A 22,334-nucleotide genomic window follows, 5' to 3' on the forward strand; every position below is an offset into this window, starting at 1 on the left:
GCGGGATGCGAGAGGCATTCTTCCCCCGCCTCAGGAGGGTCGCGCTGCGACCTTGCTCACCTCCGGGGAGCCGCCGCCGTCCCCGGCCGGCCGGATCGTCCGCATCCGCCCGTAGGCGTAGACGCAGCCGGCGAGGGCCAGGTCGGACAGGAGCATGAAGCCGATGGAGTAGGAGTCCTTGGCGCTGTAGATCGCGCCCATCACCAGCGGCGGAACGAACCCGCCGAGCCCTCCCATCGCGCCGACGATGCCGGTGACACTGCCGACCTGCGGCTGCGGGGTGACCTGGGAGACCAGTGCGAAGACCGAGCCGCTCGCCGTGCCGAGTCCGGCCGCCATGCAGAGCAGGGCGATCGTGCCGCCCGGGTTCAGGGGCGGGTCGAAGGCCTGGACGATGGCGAAGAGGGCGGCGAAGCCGAGCGCGGCGGCGGTGACGAGGGCCGGGTGGATCCGGTCCGAGAGCCAGCCGCCGATCGGCCGGAAGACGACGGTGACGAGAGCGAAACCGGCGGCCTTGGTGCCGGCGTCGGTCGGGTCGAGCTCGTACCAGGTCTTGAGATACGTCGGCAGGTACACCCCGAAGGCGACGATGCCGCCGAAGCCGATGGCGTACAGCGCCGACAGCTCCCAGGTCACCCGCAGCCGGCCCGCCTTGCCCAGCCGGGATCCGAGGGAGGCCGTGGGCACCGGCCGGTCGGGGCGGTCGGTGATCAGGAACACGGCGAGGACGGCGTACGCGGCGAGCGCGACCGCGACGACGAGGAACGGCAGGTTCTCCCCGTGCTTGGCGATGCGCGGGGTGAAGTAGCCGGAGAGCGCCACACCGCCCATGCCCATGCCGAAGACCCCGAGTGCCAGGCCCCGCTTGGCCGGTGGGAACCAGGAGTTGACCAGAGGGATGCCGATGGCGAAGGTCGTCCCGCCGAGGCCGAGGAGGAAACCGACGGCGAGCATCGCGCCGTACGAGTTCTTCGCCGGGATCAGCAGCAGGACGGGGACGATCGTGAGCGCCGAGACCAGGGGGAACATCACCTTGGCGCCGTAGCGGTCGGTGAGCGCACCGGCCGGGATCCGGCCCAGCGAGCCCACCAGGACCGGGACGGCGACGAGCAGCGACTGCTGGAATGAGCTGAGGTCCAGCCGGTCCTTGTAGTCCCCCGCCAGCGGCGCGATCAGGTTCCACGCCCAGAACGTGAGCGTGAATCCGATCGTGGCCATGACCAGGTTCCGGTAGGCGGTGCCGGAGGGCTTCTCAAGGGTGTCCACGTGATCAGTCAATGCCGCGACGCCGGGCGGGGCGCGCCGGATTGGGCCGTACGGGCGTCCGGTCCGGGGGCTCGCGCACGGCCCGCCAGGGCCGGTTCACGGTCGGGGGGCGGGCTGCCGGCTAGGGCCGGTTCACGGTCGAGGGCGGGCTGCCGGCTAGGGCCAGTTCACCGTCGTGGGCGGGCTCCCGTCGGCCGCCACCGCCAGGTGAGGGCCCTCCTGGGTCGCCGCCACCTCGACCGTGATCGCCGTGACGCCCTCCCGACGGTGGGCCGCGGCCAGCGCGCCGCGCAGCGTGGCGAGGAGCCGCTCGCCCTCGGCCTCGTCGATCAGGGTGTCGACCGCGCCCGAGAAGTGCACCGAGGGCTGGAAACCCAGCAGGACCGCCGCGCCGCCCGTCTCGCGCAGCACACGCCCCCGGAAGGTCGTCGGCGCGTCGGTGGGCGGCTGCTGGAGGGCGAAGATGGTCGTCCGTACCTCCTGGATGGTGGAGTCCAGTTCGTCCACCGCCCGCCCCAGCAGGACGCTCTCGTCGGTCGCCTCGGCCGCGCGCCGCCGTGTCGACTCCAGCATCATCTCGGTGGCGAACAGCCGCTGGACGACGAGATCGTGCAGGTCGCGGGCGATCCGGTCGCGGTCCTCGTACACCGCCAGCTGCTCCCGATCGTGCTGCGCGTCCGCGAGGACCAGGGCGAGGGCGGCCTGGGAGGCGAACTGCGAGGCCAGGAGGCGGTCGACCGCCGTGTACGGGCGGCCGCCGCGCCGCCGGGGGAGGGCGAGGGTGCCGATGAGCCGGCCGCCGCTCTGCAGCGGCAGCATCATCGAGGGCCCGAACCGGGAACGTACATGGGTGGTCATCCGTGGATCGGTGGCCGAGTCCTCCACGAAGACCGGCTCACCGCCGAGCAGTTGCTCGAGGACGGGCGAACCCGGCGCGATGGTCGTACCGACCAGGTCGCCCGGGTCGCCGACCGTCGAGGCGGCCACGATCTCCATCCCGCCCTCCTCGGTGGGCTGCAGGACGACCCCGGCGGAGGCGTCCGCGAGCAACCTGGCCTGCTCGGCGACCGTCATCAGCGCGTCCTCCGCCGGTTCCCTGGTGAGCAGGGCCGTCGTCACCGCCGCCGCGCCCTCGATCCAGCGCTCGCGCTGACGGGCGGTCTCGTACAGCCGGGCGTTGCCGATGGCGATGCCGGCCTGCGAGGCGAGGACCCGCAGCAGGGCGAGGTCCTCCTCGGTGAAGCTCCCCTCGCGCTTCTCGGTGAGATAGAGATTGCCGAACACCTCCGTGTGGACACGGATCGGGACACCGAGGAAGGAGCGCATCTCGGGATGGCCCTCCGGGACCCCGCTGGAGCGCGGATCGGCCGTCAGGTCGTCGACCCGCAGCGGCTGCGGGTCGTGGACGAGGACGCCGAGGAGCCCGGTGTGGCCGTCGGGGAGCCGGGGGATGCGCTGCCGCTCCGCCTCGGTCATCCCGGCCGTGAACAGCTCGGTCAGCCGGCGGCGCTCGGGGTCGACGACCCCGAGCGCTCCGTAGCGGGCGCCGGTCAGGTCGATCGCGGAGTCCACGATGTGCTGGAGCGTGGTCCGCAGTTCGAGATCGGTGCCGACACTCAGGACCGCTTCCAGCAGCATCGGCAGACGGGGCGCCGGGTCGTCCTGGTCCATGAGCGACATGCGCTTATTGTCGTACAAATGGGCGGGATGTGGCGATCATTCGCTGTCGGCCAGCGGGTCGAGGACCATGGGCTGGATCTTGCCCTCCAGCATCGCGCCGAGCCCGAGGATCGCGCAGACGTCCGGCCGCTCGGCGATGTGCACCGGCATCCCGGTCGCCTCGCGGAGCATCTGGTCGAGCCCGGGGAGCAGGGCGCTGCCGCCGACCATCATGATGCCGCGCTCTGCGAGGTCGGCGACGAGGTCGGGCGGGCACTCGCGGAGGATCTTGCCGATGCCGTCGAGGACGGCGGTCAGCGGGGTGTGGATCGCATCGCGTACGGCGGCGGTGTCGACGGTCACCGAACGGGCGAGGCCCGTGGCCACGTCGCGGCCGTGGATCTCGGTGGAGGTCGGGCCCTGGAGGGTCAGGCCGTTGCCGCTGAGGGCGAGTTGCAGCGGGCGGACGGACTGACTGGGCAGCATCAGCTCGTGCTGGTGGCGCAGGTGCTGGATGACCGCGTGGTCGATCGCGTCGCCGCCCACGGGGATCCGCTCCGCGGTGACGATGGAGCCCAGGGAGAGCACGGCGACCTGGGTGGTCGCCGCGCCGCAGACCATGATCATGGTCGCGGTGGGCTGCTCGACGGGGAGTCCGCAGCCCACGGCCGCCGCGATCAGGGTGTCGACCAGCTCGACCCGCCGGGCGCCGAGCCCGACGAGGGTCTCCACGGCGGCGCGCTGGGCGAGCGGGTCGCTGTCGTGCGGCGTGCTGGCGGCGGCGCGCAGCCGGGGCTTGCGGCGAAGTTGGCGGCGGAGCTTCTCGCCGAGGAGGTGGCGGAGCATCCGCTGGGCCATCTCGATGTCGACGACGGTGCCGCCGGAGACGGGCCGCATGACGCGGATGTAGTCGGGGGTGCGGCCGGTCATCTTCTCGGCGAGCGCGCCGACGGCGATCAGCGCACCGGTACGGGTGTTCACAGCGGCGACACTGGGCTCGTCGACGACGAGCCCGGCGCCCTTGACGAAGACCCGGGTCCGGGCGGCCCCCAGGTCGACGGCGACATGGCAACGACGCAGCTGTTCCAGGCTGACGGTCACGGCAGATCCTCCGGAGTGCGGTGCTGGCACGAGCGAGGGTGGACGCCGGTTTGCTACGGCGTTCTGTTCGCATCGTGCGACTCCCACCGCGATGCCGCGCGCTGGGCTGCGCCGCCCGGGGGTGCGGGGCCGCCTGACGGCGGGTCGGTGTGGGGTGGCCCCGGGGGCGAGTTCGGCGCGGACGGGTGTCGGGTCGCTCGTGGTCCGGGGCGTGAGCTCGGCTCGGCGGGTGCGGCGGGCGCGGGGCGGGGCGCGGCGCGGGCGAACTCGGCTCGGCCCCGTGCGAGTCGCTCGGGACTCGCGGTGCGCGTTCGGCGCGGCGGGTGTGCCGCCCAGCGTGGCGCCGGGGCCCGTGGCCGGCGCACGGCAGGCTCGGCCCGTCAGCGGGTTCGTTCGCCTCCGTGGCACGGGCCGCCGTGGCGGCGCCGGGGTCGCGCGGAGCAGTGCGGGGCCCGCACCGCCCCGGCCGTGCGGCCCGGCGAGGCTCGCCGAGCACGGCGGGGGCGTCAGAGCAGGCGTTGCAGGAGGCCCCAGGTGAATTCGGCGGCCCGGGGGGTTCCGTCGGGGAGGGTGAAGTCCAGGCGGAGGCGGGTGGGGGCGCTGCCGTCCCGGGCCCGGGCCGGGGGGAAGGCGTTGCCGACCTCGGGGAGGGTGCAGCTCCAGGGGCGCAGGTCGGCCTCGGTGCGCAGCTCGGGGACGGGGGAGCCGGGCGCCCGGACCAGGCCGCTGCCCCAGACCGCCGGCGGCTTTCCCACGATCACCTGCCAGCGCAGCTCCGGCCAGAGCGGGAGCTCCCACTCCAGGAGCTCGGCGTCGAGCCGGGGGACCGCGCGGCGGGCCACCGGCTCGCCCAGGACGGAGCGGTACCGGGACAGCTCCCCGCGGCTTCCGCTGCCATGGGCCCACGCCTGCCAGCGGCGGTTCGCCTCACGCGACTCGGCCCGCGTCGCCCCCAGATCCCTGAGCGCGTCCTCGACCAGGTCCGGCTGGTGGTCGGCCATCCGGCGCAGCAGGACGAGCTGGAACTCGCGTGGCCCGAAAGGCCCGGACGGTGTCATGAGCCCATCCTGCCCGAAGCGGGAGAATCACGACGACACGCCGCCGACCTGGGGTTTCCTCACAGGATCCTCACGTTCCCGCCTACCTCTGGTGTCCTGTCGACACATACTCTGCGGCAGCCATGGACTACTGCCACCAGTGCCGACGGCACCTCAACGGCGCACTCGCCTGCGCCGGATGCGGGACCCCCGTCGAGGAGCTGCGGTACGAGACCCCCCAGCCGGTCGCCGCGCGCGCCGCCGCGGCCCAGCGCGTCGAGTACGTCGAGCCCACCGCGCCCGTGGCGTACGAGGAGCGGGCCGAGCACATCTACGAACTGGACCCGCTCGAGCCGCCGCGCTCGGCCGCTTCCGGCGGTCGGGCCGCCGCCCGCCGTGGCGCGGCGTCGGGGCGGAGCAGTGCCCGCCGCAGCCGTCGTGCGCGCAGCCGCAAGGGGCGCAAGGTCCTGGTGGGCACGCTCGGCATCGTCCTCGCGGCGGGTGCGCTGAGCATGGCCAAGCTGGCGCTCGAGCCACCGGGCGAGGGCGGCGCCGCCACCGCCGTACAGGAGGAAGAGGTCGTCGAGACCTCGCTGCCGCCGCTGCCCTCGGACAGCGCCACGGCACCGGAGGGGCCGACCCCGGTCACGGTGACGAAGTCCGCCACCCCCAAGGGCTCGGACGGGCCCGCGCCCGGCCATACGGGCATACCCGGCCAGGGATCCGGTGGCCAGGGATCCGGCGGTTCCGGCAGTGGCGGCGGTTCGCAGGGCTCCGGAGGCGGGCCCCCGGCCGGTACGCCGTCCGGCTCGCCTTCGCCCTCGGGCTCGCAGAGCGGTCCCACGCCGACCGGCTCCGGAAGCGCCACCGCGACCCCGCCCGGCGGTTCGCCGACGGCCACGCCCAGCCCCACGCCGTCCCCGACGCCGACGTGCACGTGGATCATCTTCTTCTGCGTCTAGCGACTCCCCGAGCGCCGAGACGGCGTCAGGCCACGTCCTCGCCCAGCATCCGCTTCAGCAGATCCCGCAGCAGCGCGCGCTCGTCCGCCGTGAGCTGTCCGAGCGGCTCGCGCGCGAAGTCCAGCGAGTCGCGCAGTCGGCCGGCGGTGTCCAGGCCCTCCGGGGTCGGCGCGGCCAGCTTGACGCGTCGGTCGGCCGGGTCGGGGCGGCGCTCCACCAGCCCACGCGATTCCAGCCGGTCGATGATCCCGGTGACGTTCGACGGCTCGCACTTCAGCTTCTGGGCGATCTTCCGCATCGGGACGGGCTCCAGCGTGAGCAGTCCGAGGACCCTCGCCTGGGCGCCGGTCAGCGCGTGCTCCGCGGCCGCCTGCTCGTATTCCGCGTAGTACCGCGCCACGACCGTGCCGATCAGCTCGACGACTTCGCGGGTGAGGGGGTCTGAGTTCGAGGTGGCCATGGGCTCCATCCTACCCAGATACTTGACAACATGAAATATCCAGGAGCATGGTTGTTTCAGGTAGTGAAACATTCTGTTCCAGGAGGCCGTACCGATGTCCGTAATCCCCGCGTCCAGCCGTGAATGGCACCTCGTCGCCCGTCCGCACGGCTGGCCCACCCCCGCGGACTTCGCGCTCCGTGAGACCCCCGTCACCGAGCCCGCCGAGGGCCGGATCCTGGTCAAGAACCTGCACTTCTCCGTCGACCCGTACATGCGCGGCCGGATGAACGACGTGAAGTCGTACATCCCGCCGTTCAAGCTCGACCACCCCATGGACGGCGGCGCGGTCGGCGAGGTCATCGCGTCCAACGCGGAGGGATTCGCCGTCGGCGATCACGTCCTGCACGGTCTCGGCTGGCGTGAGTACGCCGATGTGCCCGCCCAGCACGCCACCAAGGTCGACCCGGAGCTGGCCCCCCTCTCCAGCTACCTCGGCGTCCTCGGCATGACGGGCCTCACCGCCTACGCCGGTCTCTTCGAGGTCGCCTCCTTCAAGGAGGGCGACGCCGTCTTCGTCTCCGGCGCGGCCGGCGCCGTCGGCGGCCAGGTCGGCCAGATGGCGAAGCTCAAGGGCGCCTCCCGGGTCATCGGCTCCGCCGGGTCCGACGAGAAGGTCAAGCTCCTCATCGAGGAGTACGGCTTCGACGCCGCCTTCAACTACAAGAACGGCCCGGTCAAGGACCAGCTCCGCGAGGCCGCCCCGGACGGTATCGACGTCTACTTCGACAACGTCGGCGGCGACCACCTCGAAGCCGCGATCTCCTCGCTCAACGTGCACGGCCGCGCCACCATCTGCGGCATGATCGCGCAGTACAACGACACCGAGCCGGTGCCGGGCCCGCGCAATATGGCCATGATCATCGGTAAGCGGCTGCGTCTCCAGGGCGTCCTCGTCGGCGACCACTACGGCCTGCAGCCGCAGTTCGTCCAGGAGGTCGGCGGCTGGCTGCGCTCCGGCGAGCTGAAGTACAACGAGACCGTCGTCGAGGGCATCGAGAACAGCGTGGACGCCTTCCTCGGCCTGCTCCGCGGGGACAACACCGGAAAGATGATCGTTTCGGTGACCGGCTAGTCTTCCCTCAGCCGTCGCGATCGTGGGCGCGAGTCGCGGCGAATCAGCAGAAGGAAGACCCGCATGTCCATTCAGCAGTCCGACGTCCTGTACACCGCCGTCGCCACCGCCGAGAACGGGCGCGACGGCCGTGTGGCCACCGACGACGGTCAGCTCGATGTCGTCGTGAACCCGCCGAAGGCCATGGGCGGCTCCGGCGCCGGCACCAACCCGGAGCAGCTCTTCGCCGCCGGGTACAGCGCCTGCTTCCAGGGTGCGCTGGGCGTCGTGGCCCGTAACGAGAACGCCGATATCTCGGGCTCGACGGTCACCGCCGAGGTCGGCATCGGCAAGAACGACGACGGCTTCGGCATCATCGTCAAGATCTCGGCGACCATCCCGAACGTGGACGTCGAGACCGCGAAGAGCCTGATCGAGAAGGCTCACCAGGTCTGCCCGTACTCCAAGGCGACCCGTGGCAACATCACGGTCGAACTGGCCGTCTGATTTTGCGCGTACGCTTGACGTGGGCCGCACCCCGACCGACCGGGGTGCGGCCCTCTTGCGTCATGGCGCCGGTCGGTGCATCCGTCGGCGCACCGGTCAGCGCGCCAGCAGAGCCCGGCCGACCTGCGCGAACGCACCCTTCGGGTGGTCCCGGAAGAGCGGTTCCGTGCCGAACAGGACCACCGGCGCACCGTGCGCGGCCGTGCCGCTGACCACCGACGCCCGCCCGGCCGCGTCGCCCGGACCACCCCTGCCGTCCGCGCCGGGCCGCCAGTGCCCGGAGACGAGCGGATCGGCCGCCGCGTACGACTGCTCGGTCCGCACCCCCGCCCCCAGCCCCGTGAACCACATCGGCGCGTAGACGAAGCTGTGCCCGGGAGCTCCGCCGGTGATCGCCCCGCCCGCGTTGCGGACCGTCACGACACCGTTCGCGTCCCCGTTGCCCTCCACCGCCGTGGCCGGGAGCAGCGCCGCCGCCGCGTTGAACGCCGCGCCCGCCGAGCCGATGCCCACCACACCCGCACCGCTCGCCCGCAGTGCCTCCCGCGCGGCCGGGGTGAGCTTCCCGTACTCCAGGCCCCGCGACACGAACAGCACGTCGGCCGTCGACCAGTCGAAGCCCGCGTTCAGGATCTCCGTCGACACCGGGACGACCTCGAAGCCCATCTCGCCCAGCGCGAACAGCTCACCGGCCGTCACCGAGGCGGCGACCCTGGTCCGCTCCAGCGGCGCCGAGCCCCGCTCCTTCGTGGCCCGGAACACCACCCCGTACCGGTCCGCGAGCACCCGCGCCGCGCCCCGCGCCGACGCCGGCACCACCGCCGCTCCGTCGGCCGTCCGCCGCACCTTCACCCCCTGCGCCAGCAGCGTGTTCACCGCGGCCAGCTCCTTCGGGTCGTCGAGCCGCAGCAACAGGTCCCCGAAGGGCGCGACCGAACCCGTGGGGGCCGCGGCGTGGACCGGGCGCACCACGCGAGGCACCGGGCCGTGCTCGATCCGCCGCACCGTCGCGCCCCACAGCAGCCCGAGGCTCCAGCCCGAGATGTCGTACATCGTCGACACGTCCGCGCTGATGTCGCGGCCCTCCGCCAGGATCACGTTCGCCATCCCGCGCTTGGGCTGGCGCATGTCGACGACGTACGAGCCGTCGAGGGCCCGCCCGACCCGCACGTCGTTGGCGACCAGATGGTCCACGAGCCGTGCCGCGGCCACCGCGGAGGCTTGGGACCGCCCCGCCGGAACGACGTACGCGCGCGGGAACGTGGTCGTGTACACGTCCTCCGGACCGATCCCCGGCACGCCGGGCACCGTCTCCTCGGAGACCGGGCGCTGCGCCTCGCCCGCCGCGCCCCGCCGGAACGTCTCGATCTGGTCGGCGAGCACCGACGCGCGATGCGTGTCCGTGTGGTCGAGGGTGGCGCGCATCGCCGCGCCCGCGATGTCGACGTTGATCGCCGCCCGGCGGCGCAGCTCCGCCTCCGGCAGCGTGTCGTACGCCTGGTTGTTCACCGTCATCGGGAACTCGATGGTGTGCGCGGCCACCGCGCCCTGGAACGGCATGTACTGCGGTGTGAAGATCGGCGGCCAGTCGTCCCAGCCCTCCTGCTCGTCCCGGAACGGGATGACCGCCGGGCGGACGCCGTCCTTCGCGGGCGTGTAGCCGAGACCGTTGACCGCCTTCTCCATGCCGAGCGCATTGGCGTAGGCGTTCTTCAGGAACAGGTCGTACTCGTAGTTCTCACCGTGCGGCGGGGTCGTCGGCTCGATCAGCGTGCCGTTGACGTACCCGTGCATGTCCAGCATCACGGCGGGCTGCTTGTCGATGGCGATCCGCCGGATCGCGCGCGCCTCGGGCTGGGACGCGGTGATGAAGTCCCGGTTGAGGTCGAAGCCGTTGCCGTTGGCGCGGGTGCCGGCGATCCGGCCGTCCGGGTTGGCGGTGACGTTCAGATACACCCGGGTCCTCGCGAGCAGCCCGGCGGTCTTGCGGTCGGTGGCGGTGGCCAGCTCCTCGATGAGTTCCAGGGCCGCGTCCGTGCCCTCCCACTCATTGCCGTGAATGTTGTTGTTGATGAAGACCGGGGTCTTGTACGCGGCCTTCAGCCGGGTGTCCTTCGCCGCGGCGGCGGGCGCGTTCTCGATCCGCTCGCGCATGCGCTCCTGCTCGCGGGTCTCGCGGGCGCTCTCCGGGGCGGTGACGGTCACCAGATACAGCTCGTGCCCGCCCGCCGACCGTCCGGCGACCTCGACACTCACCCGGTTCCCGAGCTTCTGCAGCGCGTTGAGGCGCGGGGCGAGGGAGTGGTACGGGGCGAGCCCCAGCTTGATCGACCTGTCGGCCGGGTCGACGGGCGGGACCGCGAGGTCCGTCCGTCGCGGGTAGCCGCCGTCCGTGCGGAGCGGGGTGTCGGCGGGGGCGAGGGAGGAGCGCGCCGCGAACGTACGCGGCGGCGCGGCCGCGGTGTCCCGCCCGGCCCCTTCGCGTACGGGACCGGGCTCTGACGTGCCGCCGGGCCCGTGTCCCAAGGGGCCGGGTGCGGCGCTCGCGGGCAGCGCGGTGAGGACCAGCGCGCCGAGGAGCGCGCCGCAGACGGTGGTGATCAGGACGGGTCCGGGTTTCGCCATACGTACGCAACCTCCGTAAGTGATCAGTACGCAGGGGTCTACCCTGTCGTGCCCCGGACAACAAGAGGGCCTACGGCGCGGGCCCGATAGGGTGATCCTCATGCGTGATTTCGGGGCCGGTCTCGGTTATCTGGTACAGGGACAGAAGTGGGTGGGCCGGCACGGCCGATGGTTCGGATTCGGGCTGCTGCCCGGTCTGGTGACCCTCGTGCTGTACGTCGGTGCCCTCGTCGGCCTCGGCTACGGGGCCGACGACCTGACGGCCTGGGCGACCCCGTTCGCCGACGACTGGTCCTCGCCCTGGCAGGGGCTCCTGCGCAACACCCTGACCGTCCTCACCTTCGGCTTCGGGCTCTTCCTCGCGGTCGTCACCTTCACCGCCGTGACCCTGCTGGTCGGCCAGCCCTTCTACGAGTCCCTGTCCGAGGAGGTCGACCGCACCGAGGGCGGCGAGGTCCCCGAGTCGGGTCTGCCCCTCTGGCGCGAGCTGTGGATCTCCGCGCGCGACAGCCTCAAGGTCGTGCTGCGGGTCGCCTGCTACGGCGTGCTGCTCTTCGCCTGCGGCTTCATCCCCGTCGTCGGTCAGACCGTCGTCCCTGTGATCGGTTTCTGCGTCTCGGGCTTCTTCCTCGCCGAGGAGCTGACCGCCGTCGCCCTCCAGCGCCGCAGCGTCGAACTGAAGGAGCGGCTGCGGTTGCTGCGCGGCCGTCGGATGCTGACCCTGGGCTTCGGCGTGCCGCTGACCCTGTCGTTCCTGGTGCCGTTCGTGGCCGTGTTCCTGATGCCGGGCGCGGTGGCGGGCGCGACGCTCATGGTCCGGGACCTGCGCGGGGAGAACGCGGACGACGACGAGCCGGCCGCGGCCCCGGCGCCCGCCCCCGTCCCGACGCCGGGCAACCCGTACCGCAAGGGCTAGAGCTGCCCTCCTGGGCTCAGCCGACCTCGGCGAGCGCGTACCCCGCCTCTTCGCTCCCCGCGTCGGCGAGGCGCGCGCCGTCCGGGCCCCAGGCTCCGGCGGCACCGCAGGCCACGCCGTCCTCGTTGCGGCCCAGCGCGTTGCCGAGCACCACGTACAGACCGAAGTCCCGGGCCCGTACCGGATAGACCTTCTCGAACGAGTCGTTGTCGGCGGCCAGGACCGAGCTCGCCAGATAGACCGTGCAACCGTCGGCGGCGGCCCGCTCCGCGAGCTCCGGGAACCGGTTGTCGTAGCAAGTGGCCGTCGCGAACCGCACCCCGTCGAGGGTGAAGCGGCCGTCCGCCCCGCCCGGCGCGAAGACCTCCGCCTCGACGCCGTACAGGTGCTGCTTGTCGTAGCGGGTGAGCAGTGAGCCGTCCGCCCCGATCACCAGCGAGGTCACCCCGGTCCCGCCGTCGGCGGTGCGCACGGGCCCGTTGACGACGGCCGCCGCGCCGACGGCGCTACAGGCCTCCCTGATCGGCTCGAGACGCTCGTCGTCCTCGGAGAACACCAGCGCAGGGGTGTCCCTGATGAGGCTGGGCTCGTAGCCGGTCAGGCAGAGCTCGGCGAAGACGACCAGCCGGGCGCCGTCCGCGCCCGCCGCCCTGATCAGCCCGGCGACGGTACGGACGTTGGCGTCGATGTCCCCGGCGACCGGGGCGAACTGCGCTGCTGCGACGATCATGACCCCCATCATCCCGCGCGCCCGGCCGACGGGGAACCCCAGGGGCCGCTACCGGGACGCGGCCACGGCGATGATCGCCCGGACCTGGGCGATGATGTCCAGCCGGTTGCGTACGAACTCCGGGTCCGTGACCGCGCCCGTCGTCGGGTCCGTGTTGCCCGCGCCGAACTGCAGGACCGGGGTGTGGACATGGCCGCCGGGCAGGTCCGGCAGGCGGAGCCGGTCGCGCAGCAGGGTCGCGCGGTAGGCGATCTCGTTGGAGAGGTAGTCCCCGCCGCCGCCCGAACGGGCCGTGGAGCCCGGCGTCGGCCCGTTCGGGCGTGCCACGGGGGTGCTCGACCCGGCCGGGATCTCGGTCACCGCCGTGTTGTCGTACACCGGGAAGCGCCCGGTGCTCGCGGCGACGATCGAGGCGTACGGGAGGGTCGTCGCCGTCCACTGGGGCTGGGTGGCCGGGTCGGCGACCGGGACGGTCTCCGTGCGCGAGAGGTTCTCGTTGTCGGGGAAGCCGCCCCGCCAGGCACCGTTGGACCGTTCGATGTCGAAGCGGCCGATCCGGCCCTGGCTGACCGTGGTGAACAGGTCCGCCTTCGGCAGCTGGTCCCGCAGGGTCCGCTCGACCGTCCCGTCGGCGAAGTCCCGCCAGCGGACCGGGAAGACGGCCGTCTCGACCCGGGCGAGGGTGCCGTCCGCCGTGCGGATCCAGGTGCCGTCCAGGGCGAGCGCGGTGGCCCCGGACGGATTGCTGATCCGCACGTCCCGGTCGAGCGTGAACGGGTCGAACCCGGTCATCAGGATCCGCTTCACGCCCTTGCCGGCCGGGAGACGGATCGAGTCCTGGCCGCGCGAGGAGCGTTCGAGCCGGTCGAGCAGCCGGGCCCGCCCCTCGTCGGAGAGTGCGAAATCCGGTTGCCAGGAACGCAGTTCACGGGTCATGCCCAGCCGCGCCCAGTACAGCGGCCGATCGTCGTCCCGGCTCAGGTCGCCCCGTACGCGACGCCCCTGCGCCCGGTCGACCGCGTCCCGCCAGAGTCGCTCCCCGTGCCGGACGACGGCCCGCTCGGCCTCCCGGTACGACTCGGCGCCGGCGAGGGCGCGGGCGAACTCCGGTGCCACGGAGTCGAATCCACCGCGCCGCAGGATCTCCTGCGGCGCGGCGCGGTCGAGCCGTGCCTCCTCGACGGTGCACGAGCAGCCCGCGCCGGCGTCGGCGGATGCGGGGGGTGCCGCCGCGACCAGCGTGGCGGTGATCAGCGCGAGGCCGAGCGCGGCATGGCGTATCCGGGACAGCACAGGTGAACCCTCCGTCGGGTCGGGAACCGGCCCGCGCAGTATCCCGACTCACCCGCAACTCCCGCTACAGGGCCCTCACTTGTCGCTTCCGTACAAGAGGCGCAGAAAGTCCCGGAACGCCTCAGGCATGTCCACGGCCGCCGGGTCGAGCAGCCACTGGTACTGCAGCCCGTCCATCACGGCCGTCAGGATCGGAGCCGCCCGCTCCGGGGTCAGCCCGCTCGGCAGGCGTTCGCCGAACTCCAGGCGCAGGACGTTCGCCATCTCGTCGCGGACCTGGGTGTAGCGCTCGGTGAAGAACGTGCGCGCCGGATGGTCCTCGGTCACGCTCTCGCCGAGCAGGGCCGAGAAGGTCTGCACGATCCCCGGCCGCATCGCGTTGTACTCGACGAGCGAGTCGATCAGATCGAGCCGCCAGCCCTCGCGCGAACCGGCCCCGCTCGTGTCCCACTTGTCGCGCTCGGCGAGGACCGCGACGAGCAGGGCCTCCTTCGTGGGGAAGTAGTGCAGCAGTCCCTGCTGCGTCAGACCGACCCGCTCGGCGACGGCGCCGAGCGACGCGCCCCGGTAGCCGCGCTCGGCGATCACTTCGAGGGTCGCGCGCACGATGTCCGCGCGCCGCTCCTCGCTCCTGGCCCGCACCATCGCCGTGGCCCACTCTCCCTGTCGCCGCCTGCCGGAAGTCCCTTCCACCCAGGACCGTACGGCATCTCAAGATTACGAAACAATAACGTAACCTACCGATCTACAGGTAGCGGGTCCACCATGGGCGCCACAAGGACTTCTACGAGGAGGTACGGCCGTGGCGGAGATCAGCGCGGACACCGTTCGCGAGCAGGCCGTCGAGGCGGCGCTCGGCAAGCTCGACCTGGACACCAAGGCGCGGCTGCTCGCCGGCCAGGACATGTGGTCGCTCCCGGCCCTGCCCGAGATCGGGCTGGAGTCCCTGGTCATGTCCGACGGCCCGATCGGCGTCCGGGGCGTCCGCTGGACCGCCGACGACCCCTCGATCGCCCTGCCGTCCCCGACCGCGCTCGCCGCCGCCTGGGACCCGTCCCTCGCCCGCCGGGCCGGTCGGCTCCTCGCCCAGGAGGCCCGCCGCAAGCGCGTCCACGTCCTCCTCGCGCCCACCGTCAACCTGCACCGCTCGCCGCTCGGCGGCCGCCACTTCGAGTGCTACTCCGAGGACCCGTACCTCACCGGCGAGATCGGCACCGGCTACGTCCAGGGCGTCCAGGACGGCGGCGTCGGCACCACGGTCAAGCACTTCGTCGCCAACGACGCCGAGACCGACCGCTTCACCGTCGACAACACGGTCGCTGCCCGCCCGCTGCGCGAGCTCTACCTCGCGCCCTTCGAGGCCATCGTCAAGAACGCCCACCCCTGGGGCATCATGACCGCCTACAACCAGGTCAACGGCGTGACGATGACCGAGCACGGCTACCTCGTCAACGAGGTCCTGCGCGGCGAGTGGGGCTTCGACGGCTGCAACGTCTCCGACTGGATGGCCGCCCGCTCCACCCGGGGCGACATCGAGGGCGGCCTCGACGTCGCCATGCCCGGCCCCCGGACCGTCTACGGCGAGGCGCTCGCCGCCGCCGTCCGGGCCGGCGAGGTCGAGGAGTCCGCGGTCGACGCGGCCGTACGGAACGTGCTGCGGCTCGCCGCCCGCGTCGGCGCCCTCGAAGGCGCCCCGCCGGTCGTCACCGAACAGCCCGGGACGATCGACGGCGAGGCCCTCGCCCGTGAGATCGCCCACCGCGGAGTCGTCCTCGTACGGAACGAGAACGACGTGCTGCCGCTGGTGGCGGGCGGTTCCGTCGCCCTGTCCGGCGCCGCCGCCCGCGACGCCCGGATCCTCGGCGGCGGCTCCGCCCAGGTCTTCCCCGCCCACACCGTCTCCCCGCTCGACGGCCTCACCGCCGCCCTTCCCGACGGCGCCCTCACCTTCACCGTCGGTGCCGACCCCAGCGACGAACTCACCCCCGCCGACCAGGGCTTCACCCTCCGCGCCGTCTGCCGCGACGCCGACGGCACCGTCCTCGGCGAGGGCACCCTGCCCAACGGCCAGGTCCAGTGGATCGGCGACGACCTCCCGGCCGGCGTCACCCACGAGACCCTCGCCTCCATCGAGGTCACCGGTACGTTCACCCCGCGCGAGTCCGGTGAGCACTCCTTCGGCACCCGCGGCCTCGGTGCCTTCACCCTCCGTATCGCGGGCGAGACCGTCTTCGACGGCCTTCAGGCGATGGGCCCGGAGACCGACCCCTTCGAGGCGTTCTTCGGCGCCCCCGTCGAGCGCGCCAAGATCGCCCTCACCGCGGGGGAGACCGTCGAGGTGTCCCTGCTGCACCCCCTGGACAAGGAGTTCGCGGCCCCGCTGCCGGCCGTCATGTTCTCCTTCGTCCATCTCGGTCCGCGCCGTGACCCCGACGAACTGATCGCCGAAGCCGTCGAGGCCGCCCGCACCGCCGACGCCGCCGTCGTGGTCGTCGCCACCACCGAGCGCGTCGAGTCCGAGGGCTTCGACCGCAAGGACCTCGCCCTCCCCGGCCGCCAGGACGAACTCGTCCGGGCCGTGGCCGCCGCCAACCCGAACACGGTCGTCGTCGTCAACGCCGGCTCGCCGGTCGAGATGCCCTGGCGCGACGACGTCGCCGCGATCCTGCTCAGCTGGTTCCCCGGCCAGGAGGGCGGCGCCGCGCTCGCCGACGTCCTCACCGGCGCCGCCGAGCCCGGCGGCCGGCTCCCCACCACCTGGCCCGTCGCCCTCGCCGACGTCCCCGTCACCGAGGTCACCCCCACAGACGGGGGACTCGCCTACACCGAGGGCGTGTTCATCGGCTACCGCGCCTGGGACAAGGCCGGCGCCACCCCCGCGTACGCCTTCGGCCACGGACTCGGCTACACCACGTGGACCTACGACTCCCTGGAGGTCACCCCGGCGACGGCGAAGGTCCGGATCACCAACACCGGCACCCGCACCGGCCGCGAGGTCGTCCAGATCTACCTGGCCCCGACGGCGGACGGCGTGGAACGCCCGGCACGCTGGCTGGCCGGCTTCGGCTCCGTCGAGGCGGGCGCCGGCGAGTCCGTCGAGGTCGAGATCCCGCTGCCGCGCCGCGGCTTCGAGATCTGGGACGAGGAGAAGAACGACTGGGCCTTCGTCCCCGGTACGTACGAGGTCAGGGCCGCGCACTCGGTCGCCGACGCGCGCCTGACGGCCACGCTGGAGGTCTGACCCCCATGATCAGCCCCGGGGCGGAACCTGACATCCGCCCCGGGGCTTCACCCCGTCGTTCAGCGCGTGCCGAAGCGGAACGTCGTCCCGGAGGCGTACACCTCACCAGGACGCAGCACCGTCGACGGGAACTCCGGCCGGTTAGGCGAGTCCGGGAAGTGCTGCGCCTCCAGGGCGACTCCGCCCAGCTCCGGGCTCGCGTACACCTGAAGGCCGGGCTCGGTGGTCTCCACCGTCACCGTGCGGCCGCTCCGCGGCGCGTACAGCTCGGCCGCCGTCGAACCCCCGCCGTCCAGGACGAAGTTGTGGTCCAGCGGGATCGTGAGCGGCCTGCCGCTGCGGAAGTCCAGCTCCGTGCCCGCGACCTCGGTGAACTCTCCGGTCGGGATGCCCGTTCCGTCGGTCGGGGTGAAACGCGAGGCCGCCACCCGCAGCTCCTGCGGCCCGTCGCCCAGGTCCCAGTACGAGTGGTTCGTCAGCGCCACCACCGTCGGCGCGTCCGTCTCCGCGCGGTAGCCGATCCGCAGCGCCCCGTCGGCGTCGAGCGTGTACGTCACCGAGACCTCCAGGCGGCCGGGGAAGCCCTCCTCGCCGTCCGGGCTCACCCGGGACAGCCGTACCCCGGACTCGACCTCCTCCGCGTCCCACACCCGCTTGTCGAAGCCGCGCTCCCCGCCGTGCAGACAGTTCGGCCCGCCGTTGAGGGGCAGTCGGTGGACCGTGCCGTCCAGCGTGAAGGCGCCGCCCGCGACCCGATTGGCGTAACGCCCCACCAGAGCGCCGAAGTACGGCTCCGGACGCTTCAGATACCCCTCCAGATCGGGGAAGCCGAGGGCCACGCCACCCGGGACACCGTCCCGGTCCGGCGTCTCGACCGACTGCACGATGCCGCCGTACGTCAGCACCCGCACCCGCACGGCGCCCCGCTGGAGCGTCCAGCGTGTGACGTCCGTACCGTCGACCGAACCGAAGGGCTCACTCGTGATCCTCATGATCGGGAACCCTACGCGGGCGGCTCCGGAGCCGTCACCTGCCGGTGCGCGATCTCCGCGAGCCTCGCCTGCCCGTCCTTGCTCGGGTGGAACCAGTCCCAGGGGCTGAGCTGCGCTCCGTCGAAGCGGAAGCCGAACACCGCGCCGCCGTCGTACCGGCAGCGCAGGTCCTTCGCGCAGACCTCCTTCAGGACCGTGTTGTACGCCACCACCCGGTCCCGCACCCGCGTCCGGCGCTGCTCGGCCGGCGCGCTCAGATCCTCCGCGTCGGCCAGCATCGAGGCGCAGATGCCCAGCTTCCAGACCTGGCGGCCCATCGGGCTCTCCTTGCCCTGCGACCACAGGCGCTTCAGGTCGGGCACGCTCGACACGTACACCTGCGCCTTCGGTGCCGTCCTCCGCAGCTCGGCGAGCGACGCCTCGAAGTCCGCGCGGAACTCCTCGACCGGGGTCATCAGTTCGGCCCGGTCCCGGCAGGCGTCGTTCGCGCCCATCATCACCGTCACCAGCTCGGGCTTCTCGGCCGCCGCCCGGGCCATCTGGGCCGGGAGCTCCGCCATCCGCGCACCGGTCCGCGCCAGGTTCCAACTGCGCGCGGCCGTGCCCTTCGCCCCGAGGAGCCGCAGGGCGAGGCTGTTGACGGTGGTGTCCGTGCCGGTCGCCCAGGACACCTCCGGGCAGTCCGACAGGACCGAGCAGGCGTCGAAGGCGCGGGTGATGGAGTCGCCGACGGCCGCGAGGGAGGCGGGGGAGCGGTCCCAGACGGGCGTGGGCTTCGGTGTCGGCCTGGGCTTCGGCGGGGCGGTCGCCGCGGGGCCGGCCGCCTCACACCCCGTCAGAGTGCCCGCGCACAGCAGCAGTGCGGCCGTGGCGGAGGCGACGGTGGTACGAAGACGTTGTCGGCCGCGCATCGCTCGGCCCCTCCTCCGGTGTCCGTTCGGCGTCCTGGCGGGTGAAAGCTTGGTGTCCAGCCACCCCCGGACCGACCGTACGTCACCCCAAGGGCGGTGCGGCACGGTAGCTTTTCCCCCGTCGAACCAGAGGCACCTTTGCCAACCGGCTCCGGTAAATTACATCACGTCACATGCTGTCCCTTTTGTGGAGTTTTACTCCCGATGCTGTTTACTGAGGCCGCTGGGAAAGGCGAACCTCGTCCCACACTGGAGGTCCCGGTGACGACACGTGGAGTCCTGTACGTTCACTCCGCACCGCGCGCGCTGTGCCCGCACGTCGAATGGGCGGTCGCGGGTGTCCTCGGTGCGAGAGTCCAGCTCGACTGGATCCGCCAGCCGGCGTCCCCCGGCACCTGGAGAGCCGAGTTCTCCTGGCAGGGCGAGACCGGCACCGCCTCCAAGCTCGCCTCCGCCCTGCGCGGCTGGCAGATGCTTCGCTTCGAGGTCACCGCGGAACCCTGCCCCACGGCCGAGGGCGAGCGCTACAGCGCCACGCCGGAGCTGGGCATCTTCCACGCCGTCACCGGAATGCACGGCGACATCCTGATCCCGGAGGACCGCCTCAGGGCGGCACTGGCCCGCTCGGTACGCGGCGAGACGGAACTCGAGGCGGAGATCGCCAAGCTCCTCGGCAAGCCCTGGGACGACGAACTGGAGCCGTTCCGGTACGCGGGCGAAGGAGCCCCGGTCCGCTGGCTCCACCAGGTGGTCTGAAGCCCCGGACACGCCGAAGGCCCACCCCGGTCATGGGGTGGGCCTCCGTCGCGTGTGCGGGTCAGATCGTGCGGAAGGCGAGGACCACGTTGTGGCCGCCGAAGCCGAACGAGTTGTTGATCGCGGCGATCGTGCCCTGCGGCAGCTCGCGAGGCTCGTCGCGGACGATGTCCGCGGTGACGTCCGGGTCCAGCTCGTCGACGTTGATCGTCGGCGGGGCCAGACGGTGGTGGAGCGCCAGGACCGTCGCGACGGTCTCGATGCCGCCCGCGCCGCCCAGGAGGTGACCCGTCATCGACTTCGTCGCGGAGATCGCGACGTGGTCCAGGTCGTCGCCCAGCACCTTGCGCAGCGCCTTGATCTCGGCGACGTCGCCCTGCGGCGTCGACGTGGCGTGCGCGTTGAGGTGGACGACCTCGGAGGGCTTGAGGTCCGTCGAGTCCAGCAGGTTCTGCATCGCCGCGGCGATGCCCCGGCCGGTCGGCTCGGGCTGCGCGATGTGGTGGCTGTCGGCCGACAGGCCCTGGCCCAGCACCTCGCAGTAGACGCGGGCGCCACGGGCCTTCGCGTGCTCCTCGGACTCGAGGATCACCACGCCCGCGCCCTCGCCGAGCACGAAGCCGTCACGGCCCGTGTCGTACGGACGCGAGGCCTTCGTCGGCTCGTCGTTGTTCTTGGACATCGCCATCATGTTGGCGAAGGCCGCGATCGGCAGCGGGTGGATCGCCGCCTCGGTGCCGCCGGCCACGACCACGTCGGCCCGGCCGGTACGGATCATCTCGACGGCGTAGCCGATCGCCTCGGCACCCGACGCACACGCGGAGACGGGGGTGTGGACGCCCGCCCGGGCGTTCACCTCCAGACCGACGTTGGCGGAGGGGCTGTTCGGCATGAGCATGGGCACGGTGTGCGGGGAGACACGGCGAACGCCCTTGTCCTTCAGCACGTCGTACTGGTCGAGCAGCGTCGTGACACCGCCGATGCCGGAGGCGATGACGGAACCGAGCCGCTCGGGCACGATGCTCTCGTCCTCACCGGCCGGGGCGGTGTAGCCCGCGTCGGCCCACGCCTCGCGGGCCGCGATCAGCGCGAACTGCGCCGAGCGGTCCAGCTTGCGGGCGAGCGGGCGGGGCAGAACGTCACCCGGGTCGACCGCGGCGAGGGCCGCGATCTGGACGGGCAGTTCGGCGAATCGTTCGCCCTCAAGGGGCTTGACGCCGGAGCGTCCCGCGATCAGACCTTCCCAGGTCGATGCGGAGTCGCCACCCAGCGGTGTGGTTGCGCCGATACCGGTGACGACCACGGTGCGATTGGTCGAGCTCACAGGAATTCTTTCTCCACGTGTGTGATGGTCGAAAAACGGCGCCACCGCCGGGTGGCTGACCGAGTCAGCAGGGGCCGAATCAGCCCTGGTGCTTCAGGATGTAGGCGGTCGCGTCGCCGACCGTCTTGAGGTTCTTGACGTCCTCGTCCGGGATCTTGACGTCGAAGCGCTCTTCGGCGGCGACAACGACCTCGACCATGGACAGCGAGTCGACGTCGAGGTCGTCCGTGAAGGACTTCTCGAGCGCGACGTCCTCGGTCGGGATGCCGGCGATCTCGTTCACGATCTCGGCGAGACCTTCGACGATCTCTTCCTGGGTGGCGGCCATGGTGGCGCTCCTTCTGTGATTGCTTAGGTAAGGGGCTTCCGGAGGACCCGGAGTGCCTAGGGGAGGGTAACTACCGTCGCGGCGTAGACGAGACCCGCCCCGAAGCCGATGACGAGCGCGGTGTCGCCGCTCTTCGCCTTCCCGGTCGCCAGGAGCCGCTCCATCGCGAGCGGAATCGAGGCGGCCGAGGTGTTGCCGGTGGTCTCGACGTCACGGGCGACCGTCACGTGCTCCGGCAGCTTGAGAGTCTTCACCATCGAGTCGATGATCCGCATGTTCGCCTGGTGCGGGATGAAGACGTCCAGGTCGTCCGCCGTGATTCCGGCGGCGTCCAGCGCCTGCTGGGCGACCTTCGCCATCTCGAAGACGGCCCAGCGGAAGACCGCCTGACCCTCCTGCGTGATGGCGGGGAACTTGATCTCGCCCTGCTCGTTGAGGGGGAGCTTCGAGACGTCGCCGGTGGGGGTCCCCCCTGCTCGAGCGGAGCCGAGAGCTTGGGGGTGGAACTCGTTCCACGGCACGGTCTGCTTGATCGTCTCGGACTTGTCGCCCTCCGAACCCCAGACCGAGGGGCCGATGTGCGGCTCGTCGGAGGGGCCGACCACGACCGCGCCGGCGCCGTCGCCGAACAGGAAGGCCGTCGCGCGGTCCTCCAGGTCCGTCAGGTCGCTCAGCCGCTCGACGCCGATCACGAGCACGTACTCCGCCGAACCCTCGACGATCATGCCCTTGGCGAGGGTCAGGCCGTAGCCGAAGCCCGCGCAGCCGGCGGAGATGTCGAACGCGGCCGGCTTGCCGGCGCCGATCTTGTCGGCGATCTCGGTGGCGACGGCCGGGGTCTGCTTGAAGTGCGAGACCGTGGAGACGATCACGGCGCCGATCTGCTCCGGGGTGATCCCGGCGTCCGCGATGGCCTTGCCGGAGGCCTCGACGGACATCGCGGCCACGGTCTCCTCGGCGGAGGCCCAGTGACGGGTGGCGATGCCGGAGCGCGAGCGGATCCACTCGTCGGACGAGTCGATCTTCTCGAGGATCACCTCGTTCGGCACGACCCGGGTGGGGCGGTAGCCGCCGACACCCATGATCCGTGCGTACGGGGCGCCCTTGCTGGGCTTGATCTTCGACATGCTCTA

Annotated in this window: 20 protein-coding genes; 6 read left to right on the plus strand and 14 right to left on the minus strand. The window is 72.1% G+C overall.

Annotated features, from left to right (window positions below):
• Window positions 1–30: 30 nt before the first annotated feature.
• The 4 genes from ACFC0D_RS20295 to ACFC0D_RS20310 form a co-directional block, all read right to left on the minus strand.
• The gene (locus ACFC0D_RS20295; protein ID WP_376437730.1) at window positions 31–1,218 is read right to left on the minus strand and encodes a nitrate/nitrite transporter; all 1,188 of its coding nucleotides are present in this window, start codon (window positions 1,216–1,218) and stop codon (window positions 31–33) included.
• Window positions 1,219–1,422: 204 nt separating this feature from the next.
• Complete coding sequence (locus ACFC0D_RS20300; protein ID WP_376437620.1) at window positions 1,423–2,946, minus strand: GAF domain-containing protein; 1,524 nt, start codon at window positions 2,944–2,946, stop codon at window positions 1,423–1,425.
• A 36-nt stretch (window positions 2,947–2,982) separates the two neighbouring features.
• Window positions 2,983–4,026: a rod shape-determining protein gene (locus ACFC0D_RS20305; protein ID WP_376437622.1), complete on the minus strand. Its 1,044-nt coding sequence runs from the start codon at window positions 4,024–4,026 to the stop codon at window positions 2,983–2,985.
• Between the two features lie 506 nt (window positions 4,027–4,532).
• Entirely contained in the window at window positions 4,533–5,084 is a 552-nt protein-coding gene (locus tag ACFC0D_RS20310; protein WP_376437624.1) for a hypothetical protein, read from the minus strand.
• A gap of 122 nt (window positions 5,085–5,206) precedes the next feature.
• Between ACFC0D_RS20310 and ACFC0D_RS20315 the strand changes: the two genes are divergently transcribed.
• Window positions 5,207–6,025 carry a hypothetical protein gene (locus ACFC0D_RS20315; RefSeq protein ID WP_376437626.1) on the plus strand — a complete coding sequence of 273 codons (819 nt, stop codon included), beginning with the start codon at window positions 5,207–5,209 and terminating at the stop codon, window positions 6,023–6,025.
• 25 nt (window positions 6,026–6,050) lie between these two features.
• Here ACFC0D_RS20315 and ACFC0D_RS20320 read toward each other — a convergent pair whose 3' ends face one another.
• Entirely contained in the window at window positions 6,051–6,485 is a 435-nt protein-coding gene (locus ACFC0D_RS20320) for a MarR family winged helix-turn-helix transcriptional regulator (RefSeq protein WP_376437628.1), read from the minus strand.
• Window positions 6,486–6,579: 94 nt separating this feature from the next.
• Here ACFC0D_RS20320 and ACFC0D_RS20325 point away from each other — a divergent pair, with 94 nt between their 5' ends.
• Both ACFC0D_RS20325 and ACFC0D_RS20330 read left to right on the plus strand, forming a co-directional pair.
• Window positions 6,580–7,599, plus strand: coding sequence for an NADP-dependent oxidoreductase (locus tag ACFC0D_RS20325; protein WP_376437631.1), 1,020 nt, complete (start codon window positions 6,580–6,582; stop codon window positions 7,597–7,599).
• Window positions 7,600–7,662: 63 nt separating this feature from the next.
• Entirely contained in the window at window positions 7,663–8,085 is a 423-nt protein-coding gene (locus tag ACFC0D_RS20330; RefSeq protein WP_352189301.1) for an organic hydroperoxide resistance protein, read from the plus strand.
• A gap of 96 nt (window positions 8,086–8,181) precedes the next feature.
• Here ACFC0D_RS20330 and ACFC0D_RS20335 read toward each other — a convergent pair whose 3' ends face one another.
• Complete coding sequence (locus ACFC0D_RS20335) at window positions 8,182–10,710, minus strand: M14 family zinc carboxypeptidase (protein ID WP_376437635.1); 2,529 nt, start codon at window positions 10,708–10,710, stop codon at window positions 8,182–8,184.
• A 100-nt stretch (window positions 10,711–10,810) separates the two neighbouring features.
• Here ACFC0D_RS20335 and ACFC0D_RS20340 point away from each other — a divergent pair, with 100 nt between their 5' ends.
• On the plus strand, window positions 10,811–11,626 hold the full coding sequence (locus tag ACFC0D_RS20340) for an EI24 domain-containing protein (RefSeq protein ID WP_376437638.1): 816 nt from the start codon (window positions 10,811–10,813) through the stop codon (window positions 11,624–11,626).
• Between the two features lie 16 nt (window positions 11,627–11,642).
• On the opposite strand, the gene ACFC0D_RS20345 is transcribed toward ACFC0D_RS20340, so the two are convergent.
• The 3 genes from ACFC0D_RS20345 to ACFC0D_RS20355 all read right to left on the minus strand — a co-directional run bounded on the left by ACFC0D_RS20345 (window position 11,643) and on the right by ACFC0D_RS20355 (window position 14,294).
• Complete coding sequence (locus ACFC0D_RS20345) at window positions 11,643–12,356, minus strand: carbon-nitrogen hydrolase family protein (RefSeq protein ID WP_376437641.1); 714 nt, start codon at window positions 12,354–12,356, stop codon at window positions 11,643–11,645.
• Window positions 12,357–12,404: 48 nt separating this feature from the next.
• A complete protein-coding gene (locus tag ACFC0D_RS20350) occupies window positions 12,405–13,646 on the minus strand; it encodes a pyroglutamyl peptidase (RefSeq protein ID WP_376437733.1) in 1,242 nt (413 codons plus the stop codon).
• 78 nt (window positions 13,647–13,724) lie between these two features.
• The gene (locus ACFC0D_RS20355) at window positions 13,725–14,294 is read right to left on the minus strand and encodes a TetR/AcrR family transcriptional regulator (RefSeq protein ID WP_376437644.1); all 570 of its coding nucleotides are present in this window, start codon (window positions 14,292–14,294) and stop codon (window positions 13,725–13,727) included.
• Window positions 14,295–14,451: 157 nt separating this feature from the next.
• Between ACFC0D_RS20355 and ACFC0D_RS20360 the strand changes: the two genes are divergently transcribed.
• On the plus strand, window positions 14,452–16,890 hold the full coding sequence (locus tag ACFC0D_RS20360; RefSeq protein WP_376437646.1) for a glycoside hydrolase family 3 protein: 2,439 nt from the start codon (window positions 14,452–14,454) through the stop codon (window positions 16,888–16,890).
• Window positions 16,891–16,949: 59 nt separating this feature from the next.
• Here ACFC0D_RS20360 and ACFC0D_RS20365 read toward each other — a convergent pair whose 3' ends face one another.
• Together ACFC0D_RS20365 and ACFC0D_RS20370 are read right to left on the minus strand one after the other, a co-directional pair.
• Complete coding sequence (locus ACFC0D_RS20365; protein WP_376437649.1) at window positions 16,950–17,882, minus strand: aldose epimerase family protein; 933 nt, start codon at window positions 17,880–17,882, stop codon at window positions 16,950–16,952.
• An 11-nt stretch (window positions 17,883–17,893) separates the two neighbouring features.
• A complete protein-coding gene (locus ACFC0D_RS20370) occupies window positions 17,894–18,793 on the minus strand; it encodes an SGNH/GDSL hydrolase family protein (RefSeq protein WP_376437652.1) in 900 nt (299 codons plus the stop codon).
• 261 nt (window positions 18,794–19,054) lie between these two features.
• Between ACFC0D_RS20370 and ACFC0D_RS20375 the strand changes: the two genes are divergently transcribed.
• Window positions 19,055–19,549: a DUF3145 domain-containing protein gene (locus ACFC0D_RS20375; protein WP_137989482.1), complete on the plus strand. Its 495-nt coding sequence runs from the start codon at window positions 19,055–19,057 to the stop codon at window positions 19,547–19,549.
• Window positions 19,550–19,610: 61 nt separating this feature from the next.
• Here ACFC0D_RS20375 and fabF read toward each other — a convergent pair whose 3' ends face one another.
• From fabF to ACFC0D_RS20390, 3 genes are all read right to left on the minus strand, one after another.
• Window positions 19,611–20,873 carry a beta-ketoacyl-ACP synthase II gene (gene fabF, locus ACFC0D_RS20380; protein ID WP_376437657.1) on the minus strand — a complete coding sequence of 421 codons (1,263 nt, stop codon included), beginning with the start codon at window positions 20,871–20,873 and terminating at the stop codon, window positions 19,611–19,613.
• A 79-nt stretch (window positions 20,874–20,952) separates the two neighbouring features.
• Window positions 20,953–21,201 carry an acyl carrier protein gene (locus ACFC0D_RS20385; RefSeq protein WP_362366823.1) on the minus strand — a complete coding sequence of 83 codons (249 nt, stop codon included), beginning with the start codon at window positions 21,199–21,201 and terminating at the stop codon, window positions 20,953–20,955.
• A gap of 56 nt (window positions 21,202–21,257) precedes the next feature.
• Window positions 21,258–22,328: a ketoacyl-ACP synthase III gene (locus ACFC0D_RS20390; RefSeq protein WP_376437661.1), complete on the minus strand. Its 1,071-nt coding sequence runs from the start codon at window positions 22,326–22,328 to the stop codon at window positions 21,258–21,260.
• Between the last annotated feature and the right edge of the window lie 6 nt (window positions 22,329–22,334).

It is taken from the genome of Streptomyces sp. NPDC056222, assembly GCF_042264065.1.
Taxonomy (GTDB): Bacteria; Actinomycetota; Actinomycetes; order Streptomycetales; family Streptomycetaceae; genus Streptomyces.

Coding starts and splice junctions, on each gene's coding strand:
- ACFC0D_RS20295 (WP_376437730.1), bottom strand. CDS start 1,218: ATGGCCACGATCGGATTCACGCTCACGTTCTGGGCGTGGAACCTGATC.
- ACFC0D_RS20300 (WP_376437620.1), bottom strand. CDS start 2,946: ATGTCGCTCATGGACCAGGACGACCCGGCGCCCCGTCTGCCGATGCTG.
- ACFC0D_RS20310 (WP_376437624.1), bottom strand. CDS start 5,084: ATGACACCGTCCGGGCCTTTCGGGCCACGCGAGTTCCAGCTCGTCCTG.
- ACFC0D_RS20315 (WP_376437626.1), top strand. CDS start 5,207: ATGGACTACTGCCACCAGTGCCGACGGCACCTCAACGGCGCACTCGCC.
- ACFC0D_RS20320 (WP_376437628.1), bottom strand. CDS start 6,485: ATGGCCACCTCGAACTCAGACCCCCTCACCCGCGAAGTCGTCGAGCTG.
- ACFC0D_RS20325 (WP_376437631.1), top strand. CDS start 6,580: ATGTCCGTAATCCCCGCGTCCAGCCGTGAATGGCACCTCGTCGCCCGT.
- ACFC0D_RS20330 (WP_352189301.1), top strand. CDS start 7,663: ATGTCCATTCAGCAGTCCGACGTCCTGTACACCGCCGTCGCCACCGCC.
- ACFC0D_RS20335 (WP_376437635.1), bottom strand. CDS start 10,710: ATGGCGAAACCCGGACCCGTCCTGATCACCACCGTCTGCGGCGCGCTC.
- ACFC0D_RS20340 (WP_376437638.1), top strand. CDS start 10,811: ATGCGTGATTTCGGGGCCGGTCTCGGTTATCTGGTACAGGGACAGAAG.
- ACFC0D_RS20345 (WP_376437641.1), bottom strand. CDS start 12,356: ATGATCGTCGCAGCAGCGCAGTTCGCCCCGGTCGCCGGGGACATCGAC.
- ACFC0D_RS20355 (WP_376437644.1), bottom strand. CDS start 14,294: ATGGTGCGGGCCAGGAGCGAGGAGCGGCGCGCGGACATCGTGCGCGCG.
- ACFC0D_RS20365 (WP_376437649.1), bottom strand. CDS start 17,882: ATGAGGATCACGAGTGAGCCCTTCGGTTCGGTCGACGGTACGGACGTC.
- ACFC0D_RS20370 (WP_376437652.1), bottom strand. CDS start 18,793: ATGCGCGGCCGACAACGTCTTCGTACCACCGTCGCCTCCGCCACGGCC.
- ACFC0D_RS20385 (WP_362366823.1), bottom strand. CDS start 21,201: ATGGCCGCCACCCAGGAAGAGATCGTCGAAGGTCTCGCCGAGATCGTG.
- ACFC0D_RS20390 (WP_376437661.1), bottom strand. CDS start 22,328: ATGTCGAAGATCAAGCCCAGCAAGGGCGCCCCGTACGCACGGATCATG.